Genomic DNA, 20,869 nt, shown 5'->3' with positions numbered 1-20,869 from the left:
TCGCCTTCCAGACCACCCATGCCAAGGTGTTTGCCGGTGGTGATATGGTCAGAGGTTCAGATTTGGTGGTAACCGCCCATCGATGAAGACGCAAGGCGGCCGAGGGGATATTGGATTATTTACAAGTATAAATAGTTAGAAAGCAGATAGTTGAATAATAACTATCTGCTTTCTATATCTATCCATGATTACCAGCAGTTCGCACCGGTTGCACCTTTTTGTCCAATATTGTTGAGTGTTAGCGTTGCACAGCTGTCACTCGACTGTTGGCTCCCGGCAACAGGTGTTGCACTTAACTGATAACTATTTTGAGCAAGATTCGCTACTGCGAAAGTATAAAAATCATCTATATCATTCTCAGAGGTGCAACCCAAAGCTGTCGGGTCTGGATGTGGATTGACGGTTGTGTCGGCTGAATTGTATCTAAGGTTCGCTGTGTAATAACGCTCGAGGAATTGCGACATCTCAAGCAGACAAGCCGTTGCATTACCTCTTCGGGTTTTAATAATGCTGTTTTGATAGGATGGATAGGCAATCGAAGCCAAAATCGCTACGATTGCAACAACTATCATAAGTTCGATCAGGCTAAAACCTCTATGAAAGAACGATTTTTTTGGGTGATTGTATAAACTCATCTCAGTTGCTGCCATGATTGTCTTCCGAATTGTTGTCCAGTGCCAAGTATCTCAGTGAGGTCTTCATCTTCTTCTAATCCGCCTTCAAGTGCAAAGGCTCGTCCTGCTTCATCAGTGACTATGGTTGCAGACTCACCCGTATGTGAACTTCCTGTTACACGGCTGACAACTTCCCCGTCCACTATGTCACCAGCATCAATTTTGCCGTCTTGATTAAGATCAAATACTGACGATGTATTTCTATCACCTGTATCTATCATTAGGTCAGTGTAGCGACCTTCGACACCACCAATGCAGGGATCTGTAGCGGGTGCCATGGACGTGAAGAGTACCCGATCCCTGCGAATACCCGGGATGATGGTGGGTTTGTTAATAACACGTTCACCATCTGATACGCCCTCAACAGCCAGGTCTAAATACCATCCTTTATAAACTTGAGTGGCGCCCACTGAGTTGGTGCTGGTTGACTGATAGCCTCCGGCCGAATCAACCCAGGTTATTTCCTGCTCAAGTAGTTGGCTTTTAAGTATTGTTGTACTGCTGGAAGTGGTTTGCTCAAGTCCATATAAAGTCTGAACCTGATAGTCTGCATCTCCATCTGTGTTACGGAAATAGCTACCGGTACCAAACAACAGCATCATAGTCGAACTGGCGTTTGGTTTTGCTGCTATAACTATCTGTGAGGTGATGGGTTGAGCCATACCATCTGGATCTGTAGCAGTAAAAACTTTATCTATATTGTTTTTCCACTGGTTTTGATTTCCTGAAAGATCAAACCTCCAAACGTTGCCCTGTAAGTCACCCGCAAACACATGGTTGATAGCCAGATCGTTACTTGGCCAATCTGAAATTGAAGCAGGCGCCATACCGTTAGGCGATGCGGCACTGCCAATACCCGTATTAAGTTTTTCAATTAGTGTCCCATCTTTTAAATCAACAACGTATAGCATGGCACGATTTGAAGCACTGTTATAACCATTGCCAAATATCGCTACCCAACGACAAGAGGTTCCCGAAACAATACAGCCTAGTTGGGGATGAGTTACCCCATAACCTAAGTCCACATCTTGAAACTCCCATAACACATCGGAAGCACTGAAGTTTTCCGGATCACTCACATCCAGTGCAAAAATACTCTTTCCTCCCGCACCCATGCTGCCAACAGCAATGGTACGCCATTTGGCTGCAGATTCTCCCGCTGCTTGAAAATAGGCATCCGTAACGGCAACAGTGCCGTCAACCATATACTGATGTTTGTCGACATACTCTGTATCCATTAAACGGTTTACTTTCGCCGCAGAGCCAGTGGTGGATTCAGGTTCAATTAACTCTTTCGGGATGTAAGCAAACAATTCTTTACCCCCGTCTGTCGTATCGTCGCTGGCATTAAATGCATGCACAAAGCCTGAGTTTGTACCTACAAACAAAACATTTGGCCTTCCAGAGTAATTTGTTGAATTTCTGTAGCTTTTATAAGAAGTTGATGCATCGACAGGTAAAAAGCTAAAACCAAAGTTCTGTTTGCCCATAAATTGCGGGTCTGAGTTAATGATTGAGCCAAGAGGGCGTTGTCCACCAGGCGCTTCACGACTTCTAAAACTGCTATGAGCTGAATCATTGCCATGCAGCCAGGATACACGTTCAGCGCCCAGTCCATCAGCGACATTACTTAAGTCTTTATTTAAAGCGCCTTGTTGTGTTGCACTGAGTTGATCAAATTCAAACTCAACTGCTGTTTGTACATCATCAACTAGTTTGGTTGTAAAAATATTACGACTCAGATTTGCTTGTATCGTAGCACGCAGCTTGCTTTCAGCATCCCAAACCAGCGAACCAACGGTACCATCGGTATTTAATTCATATGCCTTCAGTTGTCCTGACCAGTCTTCTGGGCGGAAACCGGCTGTATAGGCAAGTGTGCCTGTTCTGAGCGATCCTGAACTTACTGCAGCGGCAGTTGTTGAGGGCTCACCCAAAACAAGTATGGCTTCAAATGCTGATGTTAATTGCTGTTTCAGGTTTGAAGCATTAGTGACTAAGAAGTAATTGGGTGAAGTTTCACCGGTTGACAGCTCTTCTGAGCCCGCTGAACCATATTTTGCGGCATACCAAAGCGGATCGTTGAGAAGCGTGGCTGTAGAGGTTGAGCTGGGAGTAAAGGTTCTAGTGGCAAATAGTGGAAGTGATGGTTTTTCAGAGCACGCTGACGGACGAGAGGAGCCGTAACAGTCACCTATTTCAAATCCAGGAGGAGTATCCATAGGGAACCAAGGATCATTTCCAGCTGAGGTGGCTCTGTCACGAACTTCCAAATAGACACCATCTTTATCAGTACCTGAAATAACATAACCCATATGGTGAATAATACCACCAGCAGCATATTCAGAATCTAAGGTTACGGTAATAGTGTTATCGTTATTGACTTTAATGTCGTATCGAACGATAGCATCCATGTCATGGTCAGCACCTTGCTCAACATCTTCAAAATTGATTCTGAAAATATAGTGACCTGGTTCAAACTTCTCTACAAAAAAATCAACAATAGTATTCGTTGGTTGGAAGGAGTTGGATGCCCAACTATTACTATCTTGCCCAACAGATTTACCAAAGGGAATTATTGTAACGATTTTGCCGTCAACAGGTATTTCAATTTCTGGTAAGGGAGATGCAAGCGCAACAGAAAAAGTATTAATGTTCTGTGTATTAGGTAAATCAGTCCGTATATCATTGTTATATGCGAAATGTGTTATAGCTGCTGAGTAATACCCCCCTCTTTGGTTGGTTCAGCTGGACTCAGGCCTCTGATATTACCAAAACCGGTAACTGTTTTGGCCGTGGGTACACCATCACTCAGGCTACCTGACTCACCAATAAAGTGTAGTCCATTGCTACCATATTCCTTACTCCAAACAGCATCTGCTTCTGTGGTGACATTAAGACTGACTCCGCTTGGAAGGTCGCCAGAAAAGCCACTATTAAAGCTGCTGCCAGGTAAAAACTCTGTGTCATATGAAGGGTTAACATCGCTGATGATTAACTGGGCAGAAGGGGTGCACCATAGACGGTCTTCATATGGATCAATCCAGTCAGGCGCTGGTAGGAACATATGGTTGGTGCCTGAATGATGCCGAAGGGTAACTTTTTCACGCTTATTATCCAGAGTTGGAGAAAACTGTGAAGTTGCCGTATCTTCTCCGGTAAAATATCTCAAACTTTCATACAGCATTTCAGCAACTGGATTACCCCAGTCTGGAAATTTTGTACTAGAGTCAGACATGGGCTTGTCAGTCAGCCAGCCCCCTTTGTATTGGTAATTACTGCCAGCATCAAAATCAACTACTCTAAGCTTGCTAATGCTGTCAATGATGCCACTGGTCGTAGTGAAAACCCCTGTTGCCGGATCTATTTCATCAGAAATACTATCAATATTTTTTCTCAGCAGACCACCCCTCATGTTGTAAGGATGTGTATAAGAGCCGGTTATGAGGCCAAACAGCATTTGGTCATTTTTACCGAAGTCCTGGAGTAAACCCACTGGTTTATAATTTTCTTCAGGGTATTGTTGGCAGTTTTCTTCTAAATGATCAGTGTCACAAACCTCTACCCTGACAACATAATCACTCATGCTTGATGCAGGAACGGTTGCTTCTTTGGTCCAGGTTGTAATCACAGGACCTTTTGATGTATCAGTTTCACTGGCGCGAAGCAGCGAGCTGGGTACAATTTCCCAGCTTTGTCCTGGTCGCTTAACCAGTAATTGCCAGTTATCACCGCCAGTTTGTTCTTCATGTCTAAAGGTAAAATTGTGCCAGCCTTGTGATAGTTCAATGCTGCCGACTTCCATTGAAACAGTGTCATTGTTATTTAAACTATTAACAAGATTGTTGCTTGCACCATGCCCACCATACCAGTGTGAAACTACTACTCCATTGATTTCAAATTCAACTGCATCATCGCCGTTTACAGCGAATTCATAAGTACCAGTCTGTTGCGCATTAAATTGACCTGTTATATTTGTGAGGTAATAACTATGACCACAATTACTGGGTACAGTAAATGGGTTGTTATCTGATCCGGAGGTATTTATGTTTCCACCAGCTATGTAATCACTGCCACATTGAAAATCAGTTAATGCCTCACGCATGAGTAAAAAATCTTGATGGCTGTTGGCATTGGACGTAGGTAAGTTCGTTGCACTATAAACACAAGGATTGTTGTTATTTCCTCCATGAATACACCGGGAGCCTGCTACATGACGCTCAATAGCGACCCATTCCCAAATGCGAAAGCGTGAGTTTGTTAGCACACGCATTAGAGGTTCCATGTTGGCATCTTTATAGGGAGTTAATACATCATCTTTCAGTAGAGTTGTGTTTGCGAATAAGTGACGAGTACCAGATGAGGGTAAACTAAGAGGCGTATAATTCCTTATATCATAGCCATCATGCTCGATACTTCTGTATTCTTTACCCCAACTGTGTGCATCTTGAGGAATATAGCTTCTTTCAAGAACGGTTTTAGCGTCTGTATCCGTTACACGATTACCTCCGTAAAGCACTTTCCTGAGGGCGTCTATTCTGGCTGTGGTGATATAATTCAGAAAGTCGCCACTCCAGCCGCTGCTGCACATTTTATTGTTTGCATCTGCTGAGGCCTTAAATTGATTGCTAGCGTATGAGTAACATAGATCTGAATCAAAATAGCCATAATAATCAACCTTATCCGGCTCATAACCTATGTTCAGCTCTCCGTCACCATTGAGGTCAGAGGCATCATTGTAAGCTTCATAATAGAGTGTGTGATCACGCCCCATTACAATCATATTTAAGGGAGGAACCGCCTCTCCTCTAACTGAAAGGGGGACGGGTGAAATATCTACGTTGGCTAGCGTGTAGCTGCTCAATATAAGACAAGTCAATATAAAAGCTGTTTTTAAAGATGCTTTGTAATTTTTTTGGTAAATATTCATTTTAATCACCTAATTTTCAGCTTTTAATATTACTGAACGGGTCTAAACCTTGTCTCAACAACGACAGAGGTTAGGTTTGTGCCGCCCCAGCCTATTGCGTTTACCGGGAAAATATTATGGAACTCAGCGGGTAACTCACCTGGGTTAACACGATACAGCCCAGGTTCACTAACAAAATATTTTGGATCATCAGACAGCTTGTCGCTTACTGTATGTTCCGTGCCATTAGTTCCATCCCAGCTTGCCGGATCCGCCAGGTCCTTTCCTTCAAACAGTGATTCATTATCTGAGTTATCACGCACATACTCTTCTCCGCCACGAAGGGCGCCTTCCGCCGCCTGAAAGGCCATATTGCGGTCACGCATATTGCCGGACATGCGTTCCTGCATGGATGTCGTTTGAATACCCGCCACACCTAAAATAGTCAGTATCAGCAGAAAGAGTAAACTGACTATAAGCGCGCTGCCTGTTTGTTGTTTCATCACCATTATGTGCTACTCATGGAAGTTTATTGCGTACACCAATTGTTGTATTGAATGCCTGATACATTCTTCGATCACCGGCTGGGGCATTAAATGTGCCCCCATCAAAAGGAATACCTGTCATATTATTGGGTAAAATGTTGGCATGTTCGCTACGTGCCAATAGACTGACTCTTACAGCGACTACGTCATCCCAATCAGCCACATTATTTGCAGTAACATAATTATCAACGCGTCTGTCGTCATTTGTATCTACGCCATAGCGGATCTGCATATCAATGATATTATCGACTAGCTCTTCGTCTACAGCTGCTCCGGAACCGCCAAAACGTATTCTTCTAAGTGCCGTATTGTTTGGATCGATGCTGGCGCCTATATAGTAAAGGTCACTTTGGAACAGCATAATGCGCATATTACTTGTATAGGCTTTGCTGAATAGGTTGGAGGCGGCTGGAGATTTGTTGCCAGGTACCATCCCCCCAGGACTAGCTCGGTTTAGAGATTTTGCATTGGCATCATTTGAGTTTTGAAAAATATCACAAGCATCCTCCTCGGCCACCATGATGATTTGCCCTTGTTCTATATTACTAGTATCTGTTAAAGGAATAGCAGATGCATTTGCGTTGGTATGATCTTTAGCTGTGACCCCAGATAGTGTTGCTGCATGCTTTACCAATAGTACATCTGTATTGGGAATATATCCGCCCATGCTGGCTGCATAAGTGCCTGACCCATTATTCCATCCTTCCAAACCAGTGCCTAATGTATGTATGGCCGAATCATAGTCACTATGGGTTTCATCCAGCAGAATGTTAATATCTATATTTGTTGCACAGCCTCCTTTATAACCTGCCTGACGAATATTGCGGCTTAACACTTCAGTGGCGTAACGACCACTTTCCTGGATTCGCGACATAGCTTCCTGGGTGCGATAGGCTTGTTGTGTCGATGCAAACACCTGGATGACACCAGCCAGTATTAACAGGCCCAGCACCATGGCAATCATCAGTTCGATTAGCGATAAACCGCTCTGATGTAGTTTTGTCTTTGGGAGATAATGATTAAATCTCATAATTCTGTGACCATTTCAAAAGATTGCAGGCCTTCTGCGCCACGACTGTCATCCCACTGTAGGATGATTGTTACAGTGTCGCCGTTCATCGCCACACTGCTATTTCCCGATGGCAGGGTAGCTTGTATGATTTGCCGCCACTCACGTAGATCTTGATCCGGTACTGAGTTGCCTGTGGGGTTTGCAGTAGCTAAGGCTATTTGATAATCACCATCCAGAGCAGCACGCCGGTTGGCACGCATTCTGTCTGCCATATCGTAAGATAGATTGACGGCCTGTGTTCTTTGATAAGCACTGTGATTCAAGGACAGTGTGCGTGCTTGCAAGCCAGCCATACCCAGTAAGCCAACAGAGAGTATGACCAAGGCAATGAGTATTTCTATAAGGGATACACCCTTCTGATATCTGCTGTTAAATGTGTTCATCATATTTTTTCATTCATATGCATATTAGGGGCAGTTAACTCTTCTGGTGTTTATTCGACCACTGGCGTTTATGTCAATAGACCTGGCTTGAACACCTGTGCAACCTGTAAATCGCGTCGACAAAGTTGTTGCGCCGCTACTGAGCTCACCCAAGGCATCAAAAGTGATGCTCCCAGCAGCACCTGCTTGGACTATAACAGCACTGGCAGGTGGTGCGTCCCAGACTCTTAGTGGCGTGGCTCCGGCTTGACTTGGTATTACTATCCAGCCATTGGTTCCATCCCAAACGCCATTGCAGCTTGCCTCGTCGGTACTGGCACAAACTGTAATATCCTGAGCTCTCCTGACTGCTTCAGATCTTGCCAAATTGAATGCAGTCACAATTTCATTGGCTAATGCGGTGGAGCGGCTGTTCTGAATGAGGTTATTAAAGCTTGGTACCCCAAGGCTCAGCAAAATAGCCAACACTGCTATGGCTACAAGTAGTTCAATCAAGGTTACGCCGGATGACTTGTGCTTCATAATTTATATTCGTCAGATGAGTTTTAAACCGCCAAATTTGGTTCACTATGCTCTGGAGTAAGCTTAAGTGGTGTTGAAGTTAGTGAAAAGTACTTTTGTGCTCAACGGTCAGAAACTTCGGATAAATGGTAATCACGTTTGAGTTGGGAAACCATCCGGCGGCTAATTTCAACTTTATCTGATGTCCCAGAAATTTCTGCGAAATAACTGGAATAAGCGTCTTTTTTGATACCGTTCATGCGTGACTTATTCAGAACACAGTTTCTGTGCACTCTCAAGACGAGCAGCCCGTAATGCTGCTCTATCTGCTTCAGGCTCAGCTCCACTATCGCTTCCCCGCCATCAAACACCATCTTTACCACCTTATCTTCCGCCATAAAGTACTGCACTTTGTCAAAACGAATACGCCGCAGGCTGTTGCCTATCTGGTAACTGATCCAGGGATTCAGCTCTTCATTTCTTTCCAGATGTGCGCGTGTGTGTGTGCCCAGGTGGGAGAGGGCGGCGGCAAGTCGCTCTGGATCTACAGGTTTTAGCAGGTAGTCAGCCGGGCTGACCCGATAGGCATCCAATGCATGTTCCGGGTGTGCAGTTACAAAAATAATAGCCGGTGGGATTTGCAGTGTATTGAGTTGTTCGGCAACGCTTAGGCCGTCACCGCCAGGCATCTCGATATCCAGCAGTACCAGGTCAGGTTTCAGGTCTTTTACCTGAGTCAGGGCTTCTTCACCATTACTGGCTTCACCCACGCAGATATAATCAGGATGCGCCAACAGCAGGCGCTTTAGCCTGGAGCGGGCGAGGGGTTCGTCATCAACGATCAGTGTGCGCATAAGGAATAACCAGTTTAACGCGGTAGTGGTTATCGATTGTACCTGTTATCAGTTTAGCTTGTTCACCTAACAAGAGTTCAAGGCGTTTGCGAATATTGTCGATGGCCATACCATTGCCTTTCAGGCGAGCCGGTTTTTCTCCGGCTGGATTGGTGATTAGCAGGGTAATATTGTGTTCGCTTTGTAACAGGCTGACAGAAATACTGCCGCCCGTGGTAGTGCGTTCAATACCGTGCCCTACAGCATTTTCCAGCAGTGGCTGGAGTGTGAGGGCGGGTAAGGGGATGTCAGGTAGTTGATCAGGCAGGTCCCAGCTAACCGATAGCCGATCACCCAGACGCCAGCGCTCCAGGTCTATATAGGCTTTTGCCAGGTTGATTTCGGCTTTGAGTGTAGAGGCTTCTCCGGCATTCAGGGCGGCACGAAACAGGCTGGAGAGGTTTAACAGTGCGGTTTCGGCTGCTTCCGGATCTTCCCGGGTGAGTTCGGCCGCTGTATTCAGGCTATTGAACAGAAAATGTGGACGTATGCGTGCTTGCAGGGCATCCAGTTCCGCACGTGACTGGGCAGCAATGCGCTGATTGCGTTCCAGATGCATCAGATAGAACTGCAGCCCGATAATGCCCACCACTATGGCGATCAGCAGGTTGTGCAGAATAAACAGATTGAGGTTGACCTGCGGCTCCCAGCCTTTTTCGGTGAGTAGTATAAAGGCAGCAAAGCTTACCAACGTGGTACAGCTGAGCAGTATGGCAAAGGCCCAGGCCGATAGTTGTTTCGGGGTGATGTTGGGGCGGCGTTTTTGTAGCTGACACAGCAGCAGCAGAGTAAGCAGCGCCACCCATTGCACAAACAGCGTACTCAGCCCCAGCCTGAACCAGCGATCTTCCACAGCACCGGGCGCCAGCGCCAGTAAAATTGCAACCGCCTGCGCCAGCACAGTCGCACGCAATACCAGCTTGCTGCTGCATAGCGGGTTGCCGGGGTGAGCGGTGTGCAGGTTAAGCATGGTTTTAGCCTTTAGATTTCAAGTCTTAAATTTGATTCTACTTCATCTATCAGTGAGCGTGGTACGTCAAGGCTTTTAGCCAGTGGTCGCCATTTTGAAACACTGTGTATTGTTGCATCAATGATGTCGTTTATTTTGCTTTTATTGAATACCGGGCTGAGTTTTTCCAGAGTGTAGAAGTCTTGTCGAGTGAAGTTGTCGCGTTTCCCATTCAAGCTCATCCAGTGACGATTGATCCACTTGCTGCCTGGTTTGTAGCTGTAGGCTAAGTCATAGGCGGGTGCCAATGCCCAGGTTTTGTCTTTGAGTACAAAGGCGAAATTTTTGGCGTGGTCGTCATGGTTTCTGGCTATGACGTTGAATACCATTCTTTTGAGTAGTTGCTCTGCATCCTGCACGGGTAATTTCAGTTGACGTGCAAGGCTGAATAATTCCGCGTAGGAAAACGAGCCAGGTTTTTTATAGTCAATGTGCGCCAGTCCATTGAGTGTCTGAACATGCAGCTTGTGGTTGCCTGAGCGGTCAAATCGCTGCGTGATAAAGTGGCGACGATTTCCTTCGGGAAGTAGCTTGCAGGGCATCATGTCGATACCACATTCTGTCGCCATTAAATGATAGACGTATTCCATGGTGCCAAAACCCAAGGGGTCGCCAAAGGTTTCCTGGTTTTTGTTGTGCTCACTGACGCCATCAAACTTCATTAAGTAGTGGGTGTAGTCTTCCGGTATCTGGGTTTGGCCGGAGCGAGCCTGGCTAAAGTCTTGATTAAATGCGAGAACCGCTTTGGGCCGTGCACCCCCTGCGCTCATGCCGACAGAAAGCAAAGACATCATCGCCTCACGGTCTTCCTGACCACCCTTATGCAGTTCGACCTTCAGGTTGTCGCGGGAATCAAGGATCTCTTGGGCGATAGCAACGAGTGATTCAATTTCAACCTGTTGAGAGGCATTCAGGTTTTTCATTCGGGTTGCAGGCGCATACTCAAGCGCCCCCATACCGCGTTTGCCCGTAAACTGTAATCTTTGCAGTGGTGTGATGTTGTCAGGTGATTTTCCATGAGCGGCAACCCAAGCATTCAGTACGGCATTACCAAAATCATCGGGCAGTGAATCGGCAATGAGTCCTGGTAGTCCTTTAAAGGTGTTGAAATTCAGTTCAGGGAAGCTGTAAATCTGTTTTGCCAATGGCATTTTTAATGGGGATAGCTGGATGCCTTTTTGGATAAAACTCGGGTCATATTCAAAAGCTCCCACACCTGTGCTGGTGTCGAAGCTGACGGCACCGACCTCATCGTGTTGATACGTGACCTGAATAACCTCCATTACCATTCTGGCAGATTCTCCTCGATGCTTTTACGTTGCCTGATGCCCTTTTCCTTTTTTTGCCTTGTAATTTAGCGAGTTGCAAGGGTGAGATTGGCTGCTTGGGCAGGAAAAGATCCAATTGTTCGGCTAGGTCCAGTGCAAGCAGGATCGCCACGAAGTTTTCTAGCTGAGCACTGCCTTTTTCGGCATTCAACACGGTTTTTCTCGCAATACCCGCCCGTTCAGCCACTTCAGTTTGGGTCAGATCACAGTTTAGCCGCGCTTGTTTCAGGCGTTCACCCAGTTCCTCTGCAATTGCAGAAGCCGATTGTTCTCTATGCATCATAAGTACCTAAATGGATACATTACTAAGATATATAGTTGTTAATGTAATCAATATAGCACATTGTAGGTAATTCTGTTCAAGGGGGATTTTCGAGGGGTCTTTCGAGGGGTCAGACTTCTTGATCTGTAAAGCAGTGCTCTATTTTATAACCGATAGGTTATTTTTCTATCAGGATTGCTGGCATGCTGGGATTAAATAAACGATCGGATATACCTAGAAGCATCAGGTTTTCAGAGGAAAGTGGTTGTAGAAGAGGTCATGCGGGATTAAGAAAAAAGGAGCAGTTTTACCTGCCCCTCGTATTACTTCTACTTAAAGCTCAGTACTTCCCAACTCCAGCAAGGTGGCATTACCACCCACTGCGGTGGTGTTGATGGTACGGGTACGCTCCGTTACAAAGCGCAGCAGGTGATCGGGCTGCAGCAGGTGGGTGCAGGTTTGTGGATCGGTTTCTGTCACCAGTTGCACCAGCAGGCCATTGCGTTGTGCCAGTTGACGGTTAATCTCACGCGCCTGCTCGGGCGTACACACGGCGGCAATAACCGCAATGCCGTCAAGTGCCAGTAATGGCTCCAGTTCGGTGTCCGGCAGGTATTGAATGGCACCCTTTGGCAGGCCAAACATGTGGGCTTTTTCCACCAGATTACGTGCCCATTCCTGCTGTTCCGGCCACTGCAGTAATACGCAGTTGCCACAGGCCAGAGCTGTCATTAGCTGTCCGACCATGGCAACCTCTGTGGCTGTGTTATCACCACTGACCAACACCACCCCGCGACCGTTCAGGTAGAGTTCGTTCGATTCTCCCGTTGGCCCCGGCATCACCTGAATCGGTTCCAGGGTGATGCTGCGATCAAGCAGCTGCCGCAGCAGCGCCTGAATTTTGGCATCGCGTAGTGCTGGCAGTTCGCTGGCGAGTTTTTTCAGGCGCTCACTGCGTTGGGTGAACCCCAGGTGGTTCCAGGCTTCCCAGGCGGCTTGAGCCTGACTTATGCGAGAAACTGTTGTGGTCATCAGTGAGTCTCCTGAACAGGTGTGAGTTGGGTGTAACGCATCAGGTAGTGTGGGCCACCTGCTTTAGGGCCGGTACCGGAAAGTCCCTGGCCACCAAATGGCTGCACGCCCACGGCGGCACCTATCTGGTTACGGTTGATGTAGCAGTTGCCTACGCGAATGCGCGATTCGATATGTGATGCGGTGCGCTCGTTGCGGCTGTGAATGCCCAGGGTTAAGCCATAGCCGGTGGCATTGATATCCTCAATCAGTTTGTCCAGTTGACTGGCTTTATAGCGCAACAGGTGGACAATCGGACCAAACTGTTCACGTCCCAGCTCTGAAATAGATTGAATTTCAAATGCCGAGGGTGGGACAAAGGTGCCGTGCTCACAGGCTGCTGGCAGTGGCGTCTGGGCGATGAAATTAGTGGACGCTTTCATCTTGTCGATATGTGCCAGCAGTCCAGCTTGTGCATCCTTATCAATTACTGGGCCGACATCGGTGCTGTGCAGGCGTGGATCACCCACAACCTGTTCTGCCATGGCGCCTTTGAGCAGTTCGATAATGCGCTCGGCAATATCTTCCTGCACGCAGAGGATGCGCAGGGCTGAGCAGCGCTGACCGGCTGAGGCGAAACCTGATAGTACGGCATCGTTGACGACCTGCTCAGGCAGTGCGGTGGAGTCCACGATCATGGCATTCTGACCACCGGTTTCGGCAATAAATGGCACCGGGTCGGTATCGCGCTTGGCCAGTGCCCGGTTAATCAGCTGAGCTGTTTCAGTTGAACCGGTAAAGGCGACACCGCTGATGCGTGGATCGCTGGTGAGTGGTGCACCGACACCAGCGCCATCACCGGGTAGCAGGCAGAAGGCGTTGCCCGGAATACCGGCTGCAAAAATCAGCTCGGCGGCGCGGCTGGCAATCAGACTGGTTTGCTCCGCGGGTTTGGCGATGACGCTGTTGCCTGCTGCCAGTGCTGCAGTGATCTGGCCTAAAAAGATTGCCAGTGGGAAGTTCCAGGGGCTGATGCACACAAACACGCCACGGCCCTGACGTTGCCAGAGGGTCTGACCGCCTTCAAGCTGGCTGAGGCTGATTGGACGACTGCAATGCTGTTCGGCCTGGTTGGCGTAATAGCGGCAGAAATCAACCGCTTCACGCACTTCATCGATAGCATCCTGAATGGTCTTGCCCGCTTCCATGTGGCAGATAGCACAGAGTTCCGCCAGATTGTCTTCCAGCAGATCAGCCAGTTTACGCAGGGCATCGGCGCGGGTTTTAACCGGGGTGTTGCTCCAGCCACTATAGCCCTCCTGCGCTGCGCTGATAGCTTTATCCACCAGCTCAGCGTTAGCGAATTTAGCTTCACCGACAGTGATGCGGTTGTCATGTGGTGCTTTGATAGCATGGCCGGGCAGGTCAGTAACTGCTTCGCCATTAATAAACGGCTGTGCCTGCCACTGCTGGGTGGTAAAGCGTTGGACGTCTTTACTGAATGGCAGCCATTGCGATTCAATTTCGATATTGGGGCTATAGGAGTTAGCACGATCCTCAAAGATACCCACCGGCAGTGGAATCTGCGGGTTGCTGAGGGTTTTGCGCTGGCTCAGTGTGGCGTAAGGGTGCTGAACCAGGTCGCTGATCGGGCAGCGGGCATCAACCAGACGGTGCACGAACGAGCTGTTGGCACCATTTTCCAGCAGGCGGCGTACCAGGTAGGGCAGCAGGTCTTTATGGCTGCCAACCGGGGCATAGATACGTACGCTGACACCGGCCTGTTTGACTACACGGTCATACAGCGCATCGCCCATGCCGTGCAGGCGCTGGAATTCATACTGATCGTGCTTGGCCAGGGTCATAATATTGGCCACAGTATGGGCATTGTGGCTGGCAAACTGTGGCCAGATCAGCCTTTGATCTGCTCGCTCAACAAGAATCGGGCACAGGCCAGATAGGATACGTCGGTGCCTTCTTTACGGGTCCACACCGGGTAGCCATCCAGACCTTTCTGCTGACACAGCTTAATCTCGGTGTCCCAGTATGCGCCTTTGACCAGGCGCACCGGGATCAGGTCGCCCTGCTCATTGGCCAGTGCCGCCAGCCAGGCCAGAACGGCGAGGGCACGTTTGGAATAAGCCTGTACCACCAGGCCAAAACCACCCCAGCCCTGACAGGCCGGATCACGGTAGAGTTTAGCAAACAGGTGCAGCGATATCTCCAGGCGGTCCATCTCTTCGGCATCGATGGTGATGGCGACATTCACTGAGCGGGCTTTCTTGATCAGTTGCAGTACACTGTCAAACAACTCGGTCATAACGCGTTCTTCCTGACCCACTTCGTAGCGTGGGTGCAGTGCTGAGAGTTTGATCGAGATGCTTGGGCGTGGGCCCTGTACTTTTTTGTCTACAAAGTTGCCTGTGTACTCGATGGCGCTCATGTAGTCATCAAAGTATTTTTTGGCATCTTTGCTGGTCAGTGCGGCTTCACCGAGCATGTCGAAGGAGTAGGTATAGCCCTTCTGGCGGTATTCACTGCCACGTTTCATCGCTTCATTGATGGTACGGCCCAGAACAAACTGGTGCCCCATCACTTTCATCGCCTGCTGCATCGCCTTGCGGATAACCGGTTCGCTCATGCGATTAACCAGGCGGTTAATGACGCCGCTGGCCGTGCCGTCTTCCTTTTCATCCAGGGTGACGACTTTACCAGTGAGCAATAACCCCCAAGTGGAGGCGTTGACCAGTAGTGAGTCGGAGTTGCGCAGGTGTTTTTTCCAGTCGGCAACGCTGAGTTTGTCGCGGATCAGTGCATCGGCTGTGTCGGCATCGGGTACGCGCATCAGCGCTTCGGCCAGGCACATCAGCAGAATGCCTTCTTTGGTATCCAGGCTGTATTCCAGCAACAACGCATCAATCATGTGGATTGAGTCGCCATCAGCACGAACCTGTTCGATCAGGCCAGTGGCTTTGTCTTCGGCATCCTTGAGTTCATGCTCATCGGGCTCAGCCAGTGGCATGAGTTCACGCAGCCAGGTGTCTTCATCTATGGCATAAAGTGGTGAAATGGCTTTCCAGAGCTCTGTCGTGGGCTGCTTGATCCAGTTAGGATCCATTACATCTTGCGGTTTGAACATAGTGCAGTCCTCAGTTTAGGCTTCACGCATAATTTTTATCATGACACCACTGTAAGTATAAGCATGCACCCACGTCTTGCAGGATTCTCCGGATGTTTTTTTGAATGCTCCTGTTATGGCTGTCATGCTGGTGTCAATGATGGTGTTGTCTGCACACAGGCATTACACTTTGGAAAACCTGAATGATGTAGGAGCCTGTAATGCAAATGCCCGCAAAAAAAATCACCTTTATTGGGGCCGGGAATATGGCTGGTGCCATTTTTAAAGGTCTATTGGCAAAAGGCTATCCTGCTGATGCTATTACGGCGACAGCGCGAGAGGCTGATCACCTGCAGAAATTAAAGCACAGTTTGCAGATCCATGTCACAAGCGACAATCAGGAGGCTGTTACCGATGCAGAAGTGATCGTATTGGCGGTAAAACCTCAGGTGATGCAGTCAGTTTGCCGTGAAATAGCAACGCAAGTAAGCCGTAGCCGTCCGTTAATTATCTCTGTGGCGGCTGGTTTGCAGGCTGAAACCCTTAATAATTGGTTGGGTGGTGGCCACGCGGTTATTCGTTGTATGCCGAATACACCCTCGCTGGTGGGTGCTGGCGCCAGTGGTTTGTATGCATTACCGAATGTGCAGGCTGAGCAGCGTGACTTTGCCGATCAGCTCCTAAGTGGTGTCGGGTTGGTGGAATGGGTGGAGCAGGAGTCACTGCTGGATGTGGTCACCGCAATTTCCGGCAGTGGTCCGGCGTATTTCTTTATGATCTTTGAAATGATGGAAAAAGCCGCTGTGGAACTGGGCATGCCAGCAGATGCAGCGCGTCGGCTAATCCTTCAGACGGGATTGGGTGCTGTGCGTATGGCCCAGGAAACTGGTGAGGAGCCGGCACAGCTCAAACGTAACGTGATGTCACCCAAGGGCACCACCGAGCGAGCCATCCATACCTTTGAGGAGGCCGGTATGGAGGCGATCTTCCTTAAAGCCATGCAAGCCTGCGCTGACCGGGCTGATGAGCTGGCGAAAGAACTGGCGAGTTGATGAGTTGCTTAGCTGCTTGCGGATGTCATATCCAAAATATACTGCGCCGTCATCAAATCCAAATGTGCGCCGCCACCATTCTTGTACAGAGTGATATCTTCAGGGCTTAAGCGTCCTGGGGCATCGCGCACCAGATCATAGAGGTCTGCCAGCACATCGGCTTCGGTGATGGCGCCGGATTCAATCGGCTTGATCAGTTCGCCGATCTCGCCCAGGGTGGTTTTGCGCGAATCGACAAACACGCGACTGACCTGCATGGCTTTATCATCAGCTTCACGCATATCCGGTCGGAAGGCGCCGATCAGATCCAGATGGGTGCCGGGTTTAAGCCACTCGCCTTGAATGATAGGTTCCACGCTAACGGTCGCCGAGCTGATAATGTCGGCTTGTTGCACTGCTTCCTGCAGTGACTCAACGGCGGTGCCACCTACTTTGGCGGCAAGTTTTTCGGCGTTACTGAAGGTGCGGTTCCACACCAGAATACGTTTGATCGATGGAAACAGCTGCGGGTAGGCTTGTGCCAGAGTGGAAGCGATGGTGCCAGCCCCGACCAGCAGCAGGGTTTCGCTGTCTTGTCGTGCCAGCAAGGAGGCGCCCAGAAGTGAGTCGGCCACGGTTTTCCAGCGGGTGATGGTGGCACCATCGATGAGAGCTTTTACCTGGCCGTCCTGATCATCAAAGAGTACAAACACGCCCTGAACTGTGGGCAAGGGCTCCGGACGAGAAGGATTGTCGGGGAAAACCGACACTGTTTTTAAACCTACGCCGAAGCCGGGAATCCAGGCGACACGGTTGAGCATACCGCCTTTGTCCATTTTCAGATGCTGGTCTGCAATGGTGGGTTCGGGTGTCATGTGAGCCTGTTTCAGGGCGGTAACCATGCCTGTCCAGGTCAGTACCTGATCGGCGTCTTTGGCTGAGATATAGATAGGCGTAGACATCATCAGTTCCTTGTCGTGTTTGAGTTGGGTGTTATGGCTGGATCGCAGAAGGGGGTGATTTACGGTAGCGTGCTGGGGAGATGTTCAGGTGTTGAGTGAAAGCGCGGGTGAGTGCGCTCTGGTTGGTAAAGCCGAAGCGTCCGGCTATCTCAATTAAAGGGTCATCTGTCAGGGTAAGCGCATCTTGTGCCCCTTTGAGACGCTTATTGAGAATGTACTGCTGTGGAGTCATACCGGTTTGTAAACGAAAGCGATCAAAAAACTGGCTGCTACTGAGAAAGACTAAACCGGCCAGTTCGCTGACACGGATCTTGCGTTCAATGTGCAGGGTGATGTAGTTATCGATAACATCCATATTGATCTTGCCCGGCAACCGCACCCGGTGATAGCCCGCCAGTTGTTGGTCCAGGTGGCGCTGCAGCGCGCAGACAATGGCATTGCTGCAGGCACTTTGTAGCAGGGCGTCATCCGGATTTTTTTGCATTTCACGACTGAGGGCGGCAATCAGTACTTGCAGCTCACTGCTGCAGTGAATAAAACGTGATTGGTTGAACAGGGCGTCAATACGCGGTTGTAGTAGTTGATCCGGGTTGATAGGTGCCAGATTAAGCACCACGATGCTGTTGTCACCCACGCCACGAAAGGCATGGTCGGTTGCACAGGGGAGCAGGCAGCCAATGCCCGAGCCTACCGGTTTGGTATGCCCTGCAATATCGAACTCTGTTGCGCCCTCCAGGCCAAATACCAACTGATGGTGGTTATGGTCATGGTGCTCCGCACTTTCTGGAAGGCTGATAACTTCAGCCTGTTTAACCAATTATGCTCGCTTATTGCTTAGATGGTTATAGTTTAATCATTCTATGCTAGCTGCATAATAGCATAGCTTGAAAAACTAGCCGATAGGCTTTCAATCCAGCCAGAAATTTTCTTTCAATCCGGTTACAATACGCGCAACAAATTTTCAGTAGACTACAGGACCCTGTTGTTATGGCCGAACTCAAGAATGATCGCTTCCTCCGTGCACTAATGCGCGAGCCCGTGGATATGACACCCGTATGGATGATGCGCCAGGCAGGTCGTTATCTGCCAGAGTATAAAGCCACACGTGCACAGGCTGGTGATTTTATGAGTCTGTGCAAAAATGCTGAGCTGGCTTGCGAGGTCACCTTGCAGCCACTGGAGCGCTATGACCTGGATGCGGCCATTCTGTTTTCTGACATTCTCACGATTCCGGATGCCATGGGTCTTGGATTGTATTTTGAAACTGGCGAAGGCCCGCGTTTTCGCAAAATCATTCGCAGTGCCGCTGATGTTGAAGCCTTGCCGATACCCAAGGCGGCCAGCGATCTTGATTATGTGATGAATGCGGTAAAAACCATTCGTTCGGCATTGAATGGCCGGGTTCCTTTGATCGGTTTTTCCGGCAGCCCCTGGACGCTGGCTACTTATATGGTTGAAGGCGGTTCGAGTAAGGATTTCCGCCACATCAAACAGATGATGTATGCCACACCGGAAGTGATGCATCAGCTGCTGGACAAGCTGGCGCAGTCAGTGACTGACTACCTGAATGAACAGATTCGCAGTGGTGCTCAAGCAGTCCAGATTTTTGATACCTGGGGCGGCGTGCTCAGCCCACAAATGTATATGGAGTTTTCACTGCGTTACATGCGTCAGATCGTCGATGGGCTGATCCGTGAGCATGATGGCCGCAAAGTACCGGTGATACTCTTCACTAAAAACGGTGGTCAGTGGTTAGAAACCATGGCTGAAGCTGGCGCGGATGCGCTGGGCCTGGATTGGACCACTAATATCGATGATGCACGTCGTCGGGTAGGGGATAAGGTGGCGCTGCAGGGCAATATGGACCCTTCAGTGTTGTATGCCTCACCTGAGCGCATTCGTGCCGAAGTGGCTGATATTCTGGAACGTTTCGGGCCAGGTGATGGGCATGTCTTCAATTTGGGGCATGGTATTCATCAGTTTGTAGACCCTGCCAGTGCTGGCGTGTTTGTTGATGCGGTGCATGAGCTAAGTGCCAAGTATCACCGATGAGGAATCAGGGATGAAAAAGCTGTCACCCTTATTTGACAAAAACCAGATCTGGTCAGAGCGTATCCGCAATGAGTCACCGGATTTTTTCCCGACTCTGGCGGCGCAGCAGGCGCCTGAATACCTGTGGATCGGTTGTTCGGATAGCCGTGTACCCGCCAATGAGATCGTTGATCTGCTGCCGGGTGAGCTGTTTGTGCATCGTAATGTATCCAATCTGGTGGTGCATACCGATATGAATTGCCTGTCGGTGCTGCAGTACGCGGTGCAGGTGCTCAAAGTTAAACACGTGATGGTGGTAGGTCATTATGGCTGTGGTGGCGTTAAAGCAGCGCTGGATACACGCTCCAATGGTTTGATCGACAACTGGTTGGGGCATATTCGTGATGTCTATTACAAACACCGCCAGTTAGTGGGTGAGTGGCAGGCAAACGAGGCGCAGTTTGATCGTATGTGTGAACTGAACGTTATCGAACAGGCCGAAAATGTGTGTAACACCACGGTGATGCGTGAAGCCTGGGCCAGGGGACAGGATGTTACTGTGCATGGTTGGATTTATGGCTTACAGAACGGTTTGATCACGGATTTGAATTTCTGTGTCAGCGGTGATGATGACGTTGATGCAGAGTATGAGTGTGCGCTGGAGCGGGTTCGGAGGTTGGCTGAATAAGGTTTGGTTATACCGGTGTTGGGCGAGCGGATAAGGTCGGGTTGGGCGGACAAGGTCGAGCCTGTCTGACGCGCCGTAAACCCGTCCATGGGGGCTCAGCTGCCGCCGTCCTGGCGGCAGATGGTCAGCCATATCCGATCCCATCAGCCCTCTCAAGCTTGGGTGCCAACATTAACGCCGTAAACATCCTCTTTTAAAGTTTGGTATATACGATAAGCATGCAGTCTTATTCCATGCCGTCGTGCATTTGGATTTGGCACAGGGCTTTGGGCAGGGTAGTGGTATCGTTTTGGTGGGACCGTCTGCCGCCAGGACGGCGGCAGTGGAGCGGTCAGGATGACGAAAAGCGTGTATGGACTCCTCCTCTTTTGCAAGCACTTTGTTTGATCGAAGCCAAGGTACGACTGCCTACGTGTATCCGGTCTCATTAATGATGCCGCTATTAGGCATCG

At 49.1% G+C, this 20,869-nt stretch carries 17 protein-coding genes and 1 pseudogene; 3 read left to right on the top strand and 15 right to left on the bottom strand.

The genetic code is table 11. The annotated features are described in order from the left end of the window. Positions 1-188: 188 nt before the first annotated feature. The 13 genes and pseudogenes from LH51_RS22130 to putA all read right to left on the bottom strand — a co-directional run bounded on the left by LH51_RS22130 (position 189) and on the right by putA (position 15,726). Positions 189-650, bottom strand: coding sequence for a type IV pilin protein (locus LH51_RS22130; RefSeq protein WP_036520029.1), 462 nt, complete (start codon positions 648-650; stop codon positions 189-191). Then, complete coding sequence (locus LH51_RS04155) at positions 632-3,088, bottom strand: pilus assembly protein (protein ID WP_052063431.1); 2,457 nt, start codon at positions 3,086-3,088, stop codon at positions 632-634. Before LH51_RS04155 ends, LH51_RS22130 begins: the two co-directional genes overlap by 19 nt. Positions 3,089-3,381: 293 nt before the next feature. After that, positions 3,382-5,604, bottom strand: a complete 2,223-nt coding sequence (locus LH51_RS18805) for a PA14 domain-containing protein (protein ID WP_081960652.1) — start codon at positions 5,602-5,604, stop codon at positions 3,382-3,384. Positions 5,605-5,633: 29 nt separating this feature from the next. After that, positions 5,634-6,086, bottom strand: coding sequence for a pilus assembly PilX family protein (locus LH51_RS18800; RefSeq protein ID WP_200881859.1), 453 nt, complete (start codon positions 6,084-6,086; stop codon positions 5,634-5,636). A gap of 16 nt (positions 6,087-6,102) precedes the next feature. Next, positions 6,103-7,158 (bottom strand): PilW family protein, encoded by a 1,056-nt coding sequence (locus LH51_RS04145; RefSeq protein WP_052063428.1) that lies wholly within the window; start codon positions 7,156-7,158, stop codon positions 6,103-6,105. Beyond that, the gene (pilV, locus tag LH51_RS04140; RefSeq protein WP_036520026.1) at positions 7,155-7,586 is read right to left on the bottom strand and encodes a type IV pilus modification protein PilV; all 432 of its coding nucleotides are present in this window, start codon (positions 7,584-7,586) and stop codon (positions 7,155-7,157) included. Before pilV ends, LH51_RS04145 begins: the two co-directional genes overlap by 4 nt. Before the next feature lie 21 nt (positions 7,587-7,607). Next, positions 7,608-8,105 carry a GspH/FimT family pseudopilin gene (locus LH51_RS04135; protein WP_036520024.1) on the bottom strand — a complete coding sequence of 166 codons (498 nt, stop codon included), beginning with the start codon at positions 8,103-8,105 and terminating at the stop codon, positions 7,608-7,610. Positions 8,106-8,206: 101 nt separating this feature from the next. Beyond that, complete coding sequence (locus tag LH51_RS04130; RefSeq protein ID WP_036520022.1) at positions 8,207-8,938, bottom strand: LytR/AlgR family response regulator transcription factor; 732 nt, start codon at positions 8,936-8,938, stop codon at positions 8,207-8,209. Further along, positions 8,919-9,947 (bottom strand): sensor histidine kinase, encoded by a 1,029-nt coding sequence (locus tag LH51_RS04125; RefSeq protein WP_036520020.1) that lies wholly within the window; start codon positions 9,945-9,947, stop codon positions 8,919-8,921. Before LH51_RS04125 ends, LH51_RS04130 begins: the two co-directional genes overlap by 20 nt. Positions 9,948-9,958: 11 nt before the next feature. Continuing rightward, entirely contained in the window at positions 9,959-11,275 is a 1,317-nt protein-coding gene (locus LH51_RS04120; protein WP_036520018.1) for a type II toxin-antitoxin system HipA family toxin, read from the bottom strand. Further along, positions 11,235-11,594: a helix-turn-helix transcriptional regulator gene (locus tag LH51_RS04115; protein WP_144244170.1), complete on the bottom strand. Its 360-nt coding sequence runs from the start codon at positions 11,592-11,594 to the stop codon at positions 11,235-11,237. The genes LH51_RS04120 and LH51_RS04115 overlap by 41 nt, the downstream gene beginning before the upstream one ends. A gap of 315 nt (positions 11,595-11,909) precedes the next feature. Continuing rightward, on the bottom strand, positions 11,910-12,608 hold the full coding sequence (locus LH51_RS04110; RefSeq protein WP_036520015.1) for an aldehyde dehydrogenase family protein: 699 nt from the start codon (positions 12,606-12,608) through the stop codon (positions 11,910-11,912). Continuing rightward, positions 12,608-15,726 (bottom strand): annotated as a pseudogene (putA, locus tag LH51_RS24645) (bifunctional proline dehydrogenase/L-glutamate gamma-semialdehyde dehydrogenase PutA). The gene LH51_RS04110 and the pseudogene putA overlap by 1 nt, the downstream one beginning before the upstream one ends. Positions 15,727-15,926: 200 nt before the next feature. Between putA and proC the strand changes: the two are divergent. Further along, complete coding sequence (proC, locus tag LH51_RS04100) at positions 15,927-16,757, top strand: pyrroline-5-carboxylate reductase (protein WP_235263503.1); 831 nt, start codon at positions 15,927-15,929, stop codon at positions 16,755-16,757. 8 nt (positions 16,758-16,765) lie between these two features. On the opposite strand, the gene LH51_RS04095 is transcribed toward proC, so the two are convergent. After that, positions 16,766-17,698, bottom strand: coding sequence for an ornithine cyclodeaminase family protein (locus tag LH51_RS04095; RefSeq protein ID WP_036520012.1), 933 nt, complete (start codon positions 17,696-17,698; stop codon positions 16,766-16,768). 31 nt (positions 17,699-17,729) lie between these two features. Continuing rightward, positions 17,730-18,515 (bottom strand): AraC family transcriptional regulator, encoded by a 786-nt coding sequence (locus tag LH51_RS04090; protein ID WP_036520009.1) that lies wholly within the window; start codon positions 18,513-18,515, stop codon positions 17,730-17,732. 170 nt (positions 18,516-18,685) lie between these two features. Here LH51_RS04090 and hemE point away from each other — a divergent pair, with 170 nt between their 5' ends. Further along, the gene (gene hemE, locus LH51_RS04085) at positions 18,686-19,750 is read left to right on the top strand and encodes a uroporphyrinogen decarboxylase (RefSeq protein WP_036520007.1); all 1,065 of its coding nucleotides are present in this window, start codon (positions 18,686-18,688) and stop codon (positions 19,748-19,750) included. Between the two features lie 10 nt (positions 19,751-19,760). Continuing rightward, positions 19,761-20,417, top strand: a complete 657-nt coding sequence (gene can, locus LH51_RS04080) for a carbonate dehydratase (protein ID WP_036520005.1) — start codon at positions 19,761-19,763, stop codon at positions 20,415-20,417. Positions 20,418-20,869: the final 452 nt, after the last annotated feature.

Source organism: Nitrincola sp. A-D6, assembly GCF_000764495.1.
Classification (GTDB): Bacteria; Pseudomonadota; Gammaproteobacteria; order Pseudomonadales; family Balneatricaceae; genus Nitrincola.
This window is presented reverse-complemented; position numbering and strand designations above follow the sequence as displayed.

What these genes read in the sequence shown, in the direction of transcription:
- LH51_RS22130 (WP_036520029.1), bottom strand. Translation starts at nt 650, where the DNA reads ATGGCAGCAACTGAGATGAGTTTATACAATCACCCAAAAAAATCGTTC.
- LH51_RS04155 (WP_052063431.1), bottom strand. Translation starts at nt 3,088, where the DNA reads ATGGATGCTATCGTTCGATACGACATTAAAGTCAATAACGATAACACT.
- LH51_RS18805 (WP_081960652.1), bottom strand. Translation starts at nt 5,604, where the DNA reads ATGAATATTTACCAAAAAAATTACAAAGCATCTTTAAAAACAGCTTTT.
- LH51_RS18800 (WP_200881859.1), bottom strand. Translation starts at nt 6,086, where the DNA reads ATGAAACAACAAACAGGCAGCGCGCTTATAGTCAGTTTACTCTTTCTG.
- LH51_RS04145 (WP_052063428.1), bottom strand. Translation starts at nt 7,158, where the DNA reads ATGAGATTTAATCATTATCTCCCAAAGACAAAACTACATCAGAGCGGT.
- pilV (WP_036520026.1), bottom strand. Translation starts at nt 7,586, where the DNA reads ATGATGAACACATTTAACAGCAGATATCAGAAGGGTGTATCCCTTATA.
- LH51_RS04135 (WP_036520024.1), bottom strand. Translation starts at nt 8,105, where the DNA reads ATGAAGCACAAGTCATCCGGCGTAACCTTGATTGAACTACTTGTAGCC.
- LH51_RS04130 (WP_036520022.1), bottom strand. Translation starts at nt 8,938, where the DNA reads ATGCGCACACTGATCGTTGATGACGAACCCCTCGCCCGCTCCAGGCTA.
- LH51_RS04125 (WP_036520020.1), bottom strand. Translation starts at nt 9,947, where the DNA reads ATGCTTAACCTGCACACCGCTCACCCCGGCAACCCGCTATGCAGCAGC.
- LH51_RS04120 (WP_036520018.1), bottom strand. Translation starts at nt 11,275, where the DNA reads ATGGTAATGGAGGTTATTCAGGTCACGTATCAACACGATGAGGTCGGT.
- LH51_RS04115 (WP_144244170.1), bottom strand. Translation starts at nt 11,594, where the DNA reads ATGCATAGAGAACAATCGGCTTCTGCAATTGCAGAGGAACTGGGTGAA.
- LH51_RS04110 (WP_036520015.1), bottom strand. Translation starts at nt 12,608, where the DNA reads ATGACCACAACAGTTTCTCGCATAAGTCAGGCTCAAGCCGCCTGGGAA.
- proC (WP_235263503.1), top strand. Translation starts at nt 15,927, where the DNA reads ATGCAAATGCCCGCAAAAAAAATCACCTTTATTGGGGCCGGGAATATG.
- LH51_RS04095 (WP_036520012.1), bottom strand. Translation starts at nt 17,698, where the DNA reads ATGTCTACGCCTATCTATATCTCAGCCAAAGACGCCGATCAGGTACTG.
- hemE (WP_036520007.1), top strand. Translation starts at nt 18,686, where the DNA reads ATGGCCGAACTCAAGAATGATCGCTTCCTCCGTGCACTAATGCGCGAG.
- can (WP_036520005.1), top strand. Translation starts at nt 19,761, where the DNA reads ATGAAAAAGCTGTCACCCTTATTTGACAAAAACCAGATCTGGTCAGAG.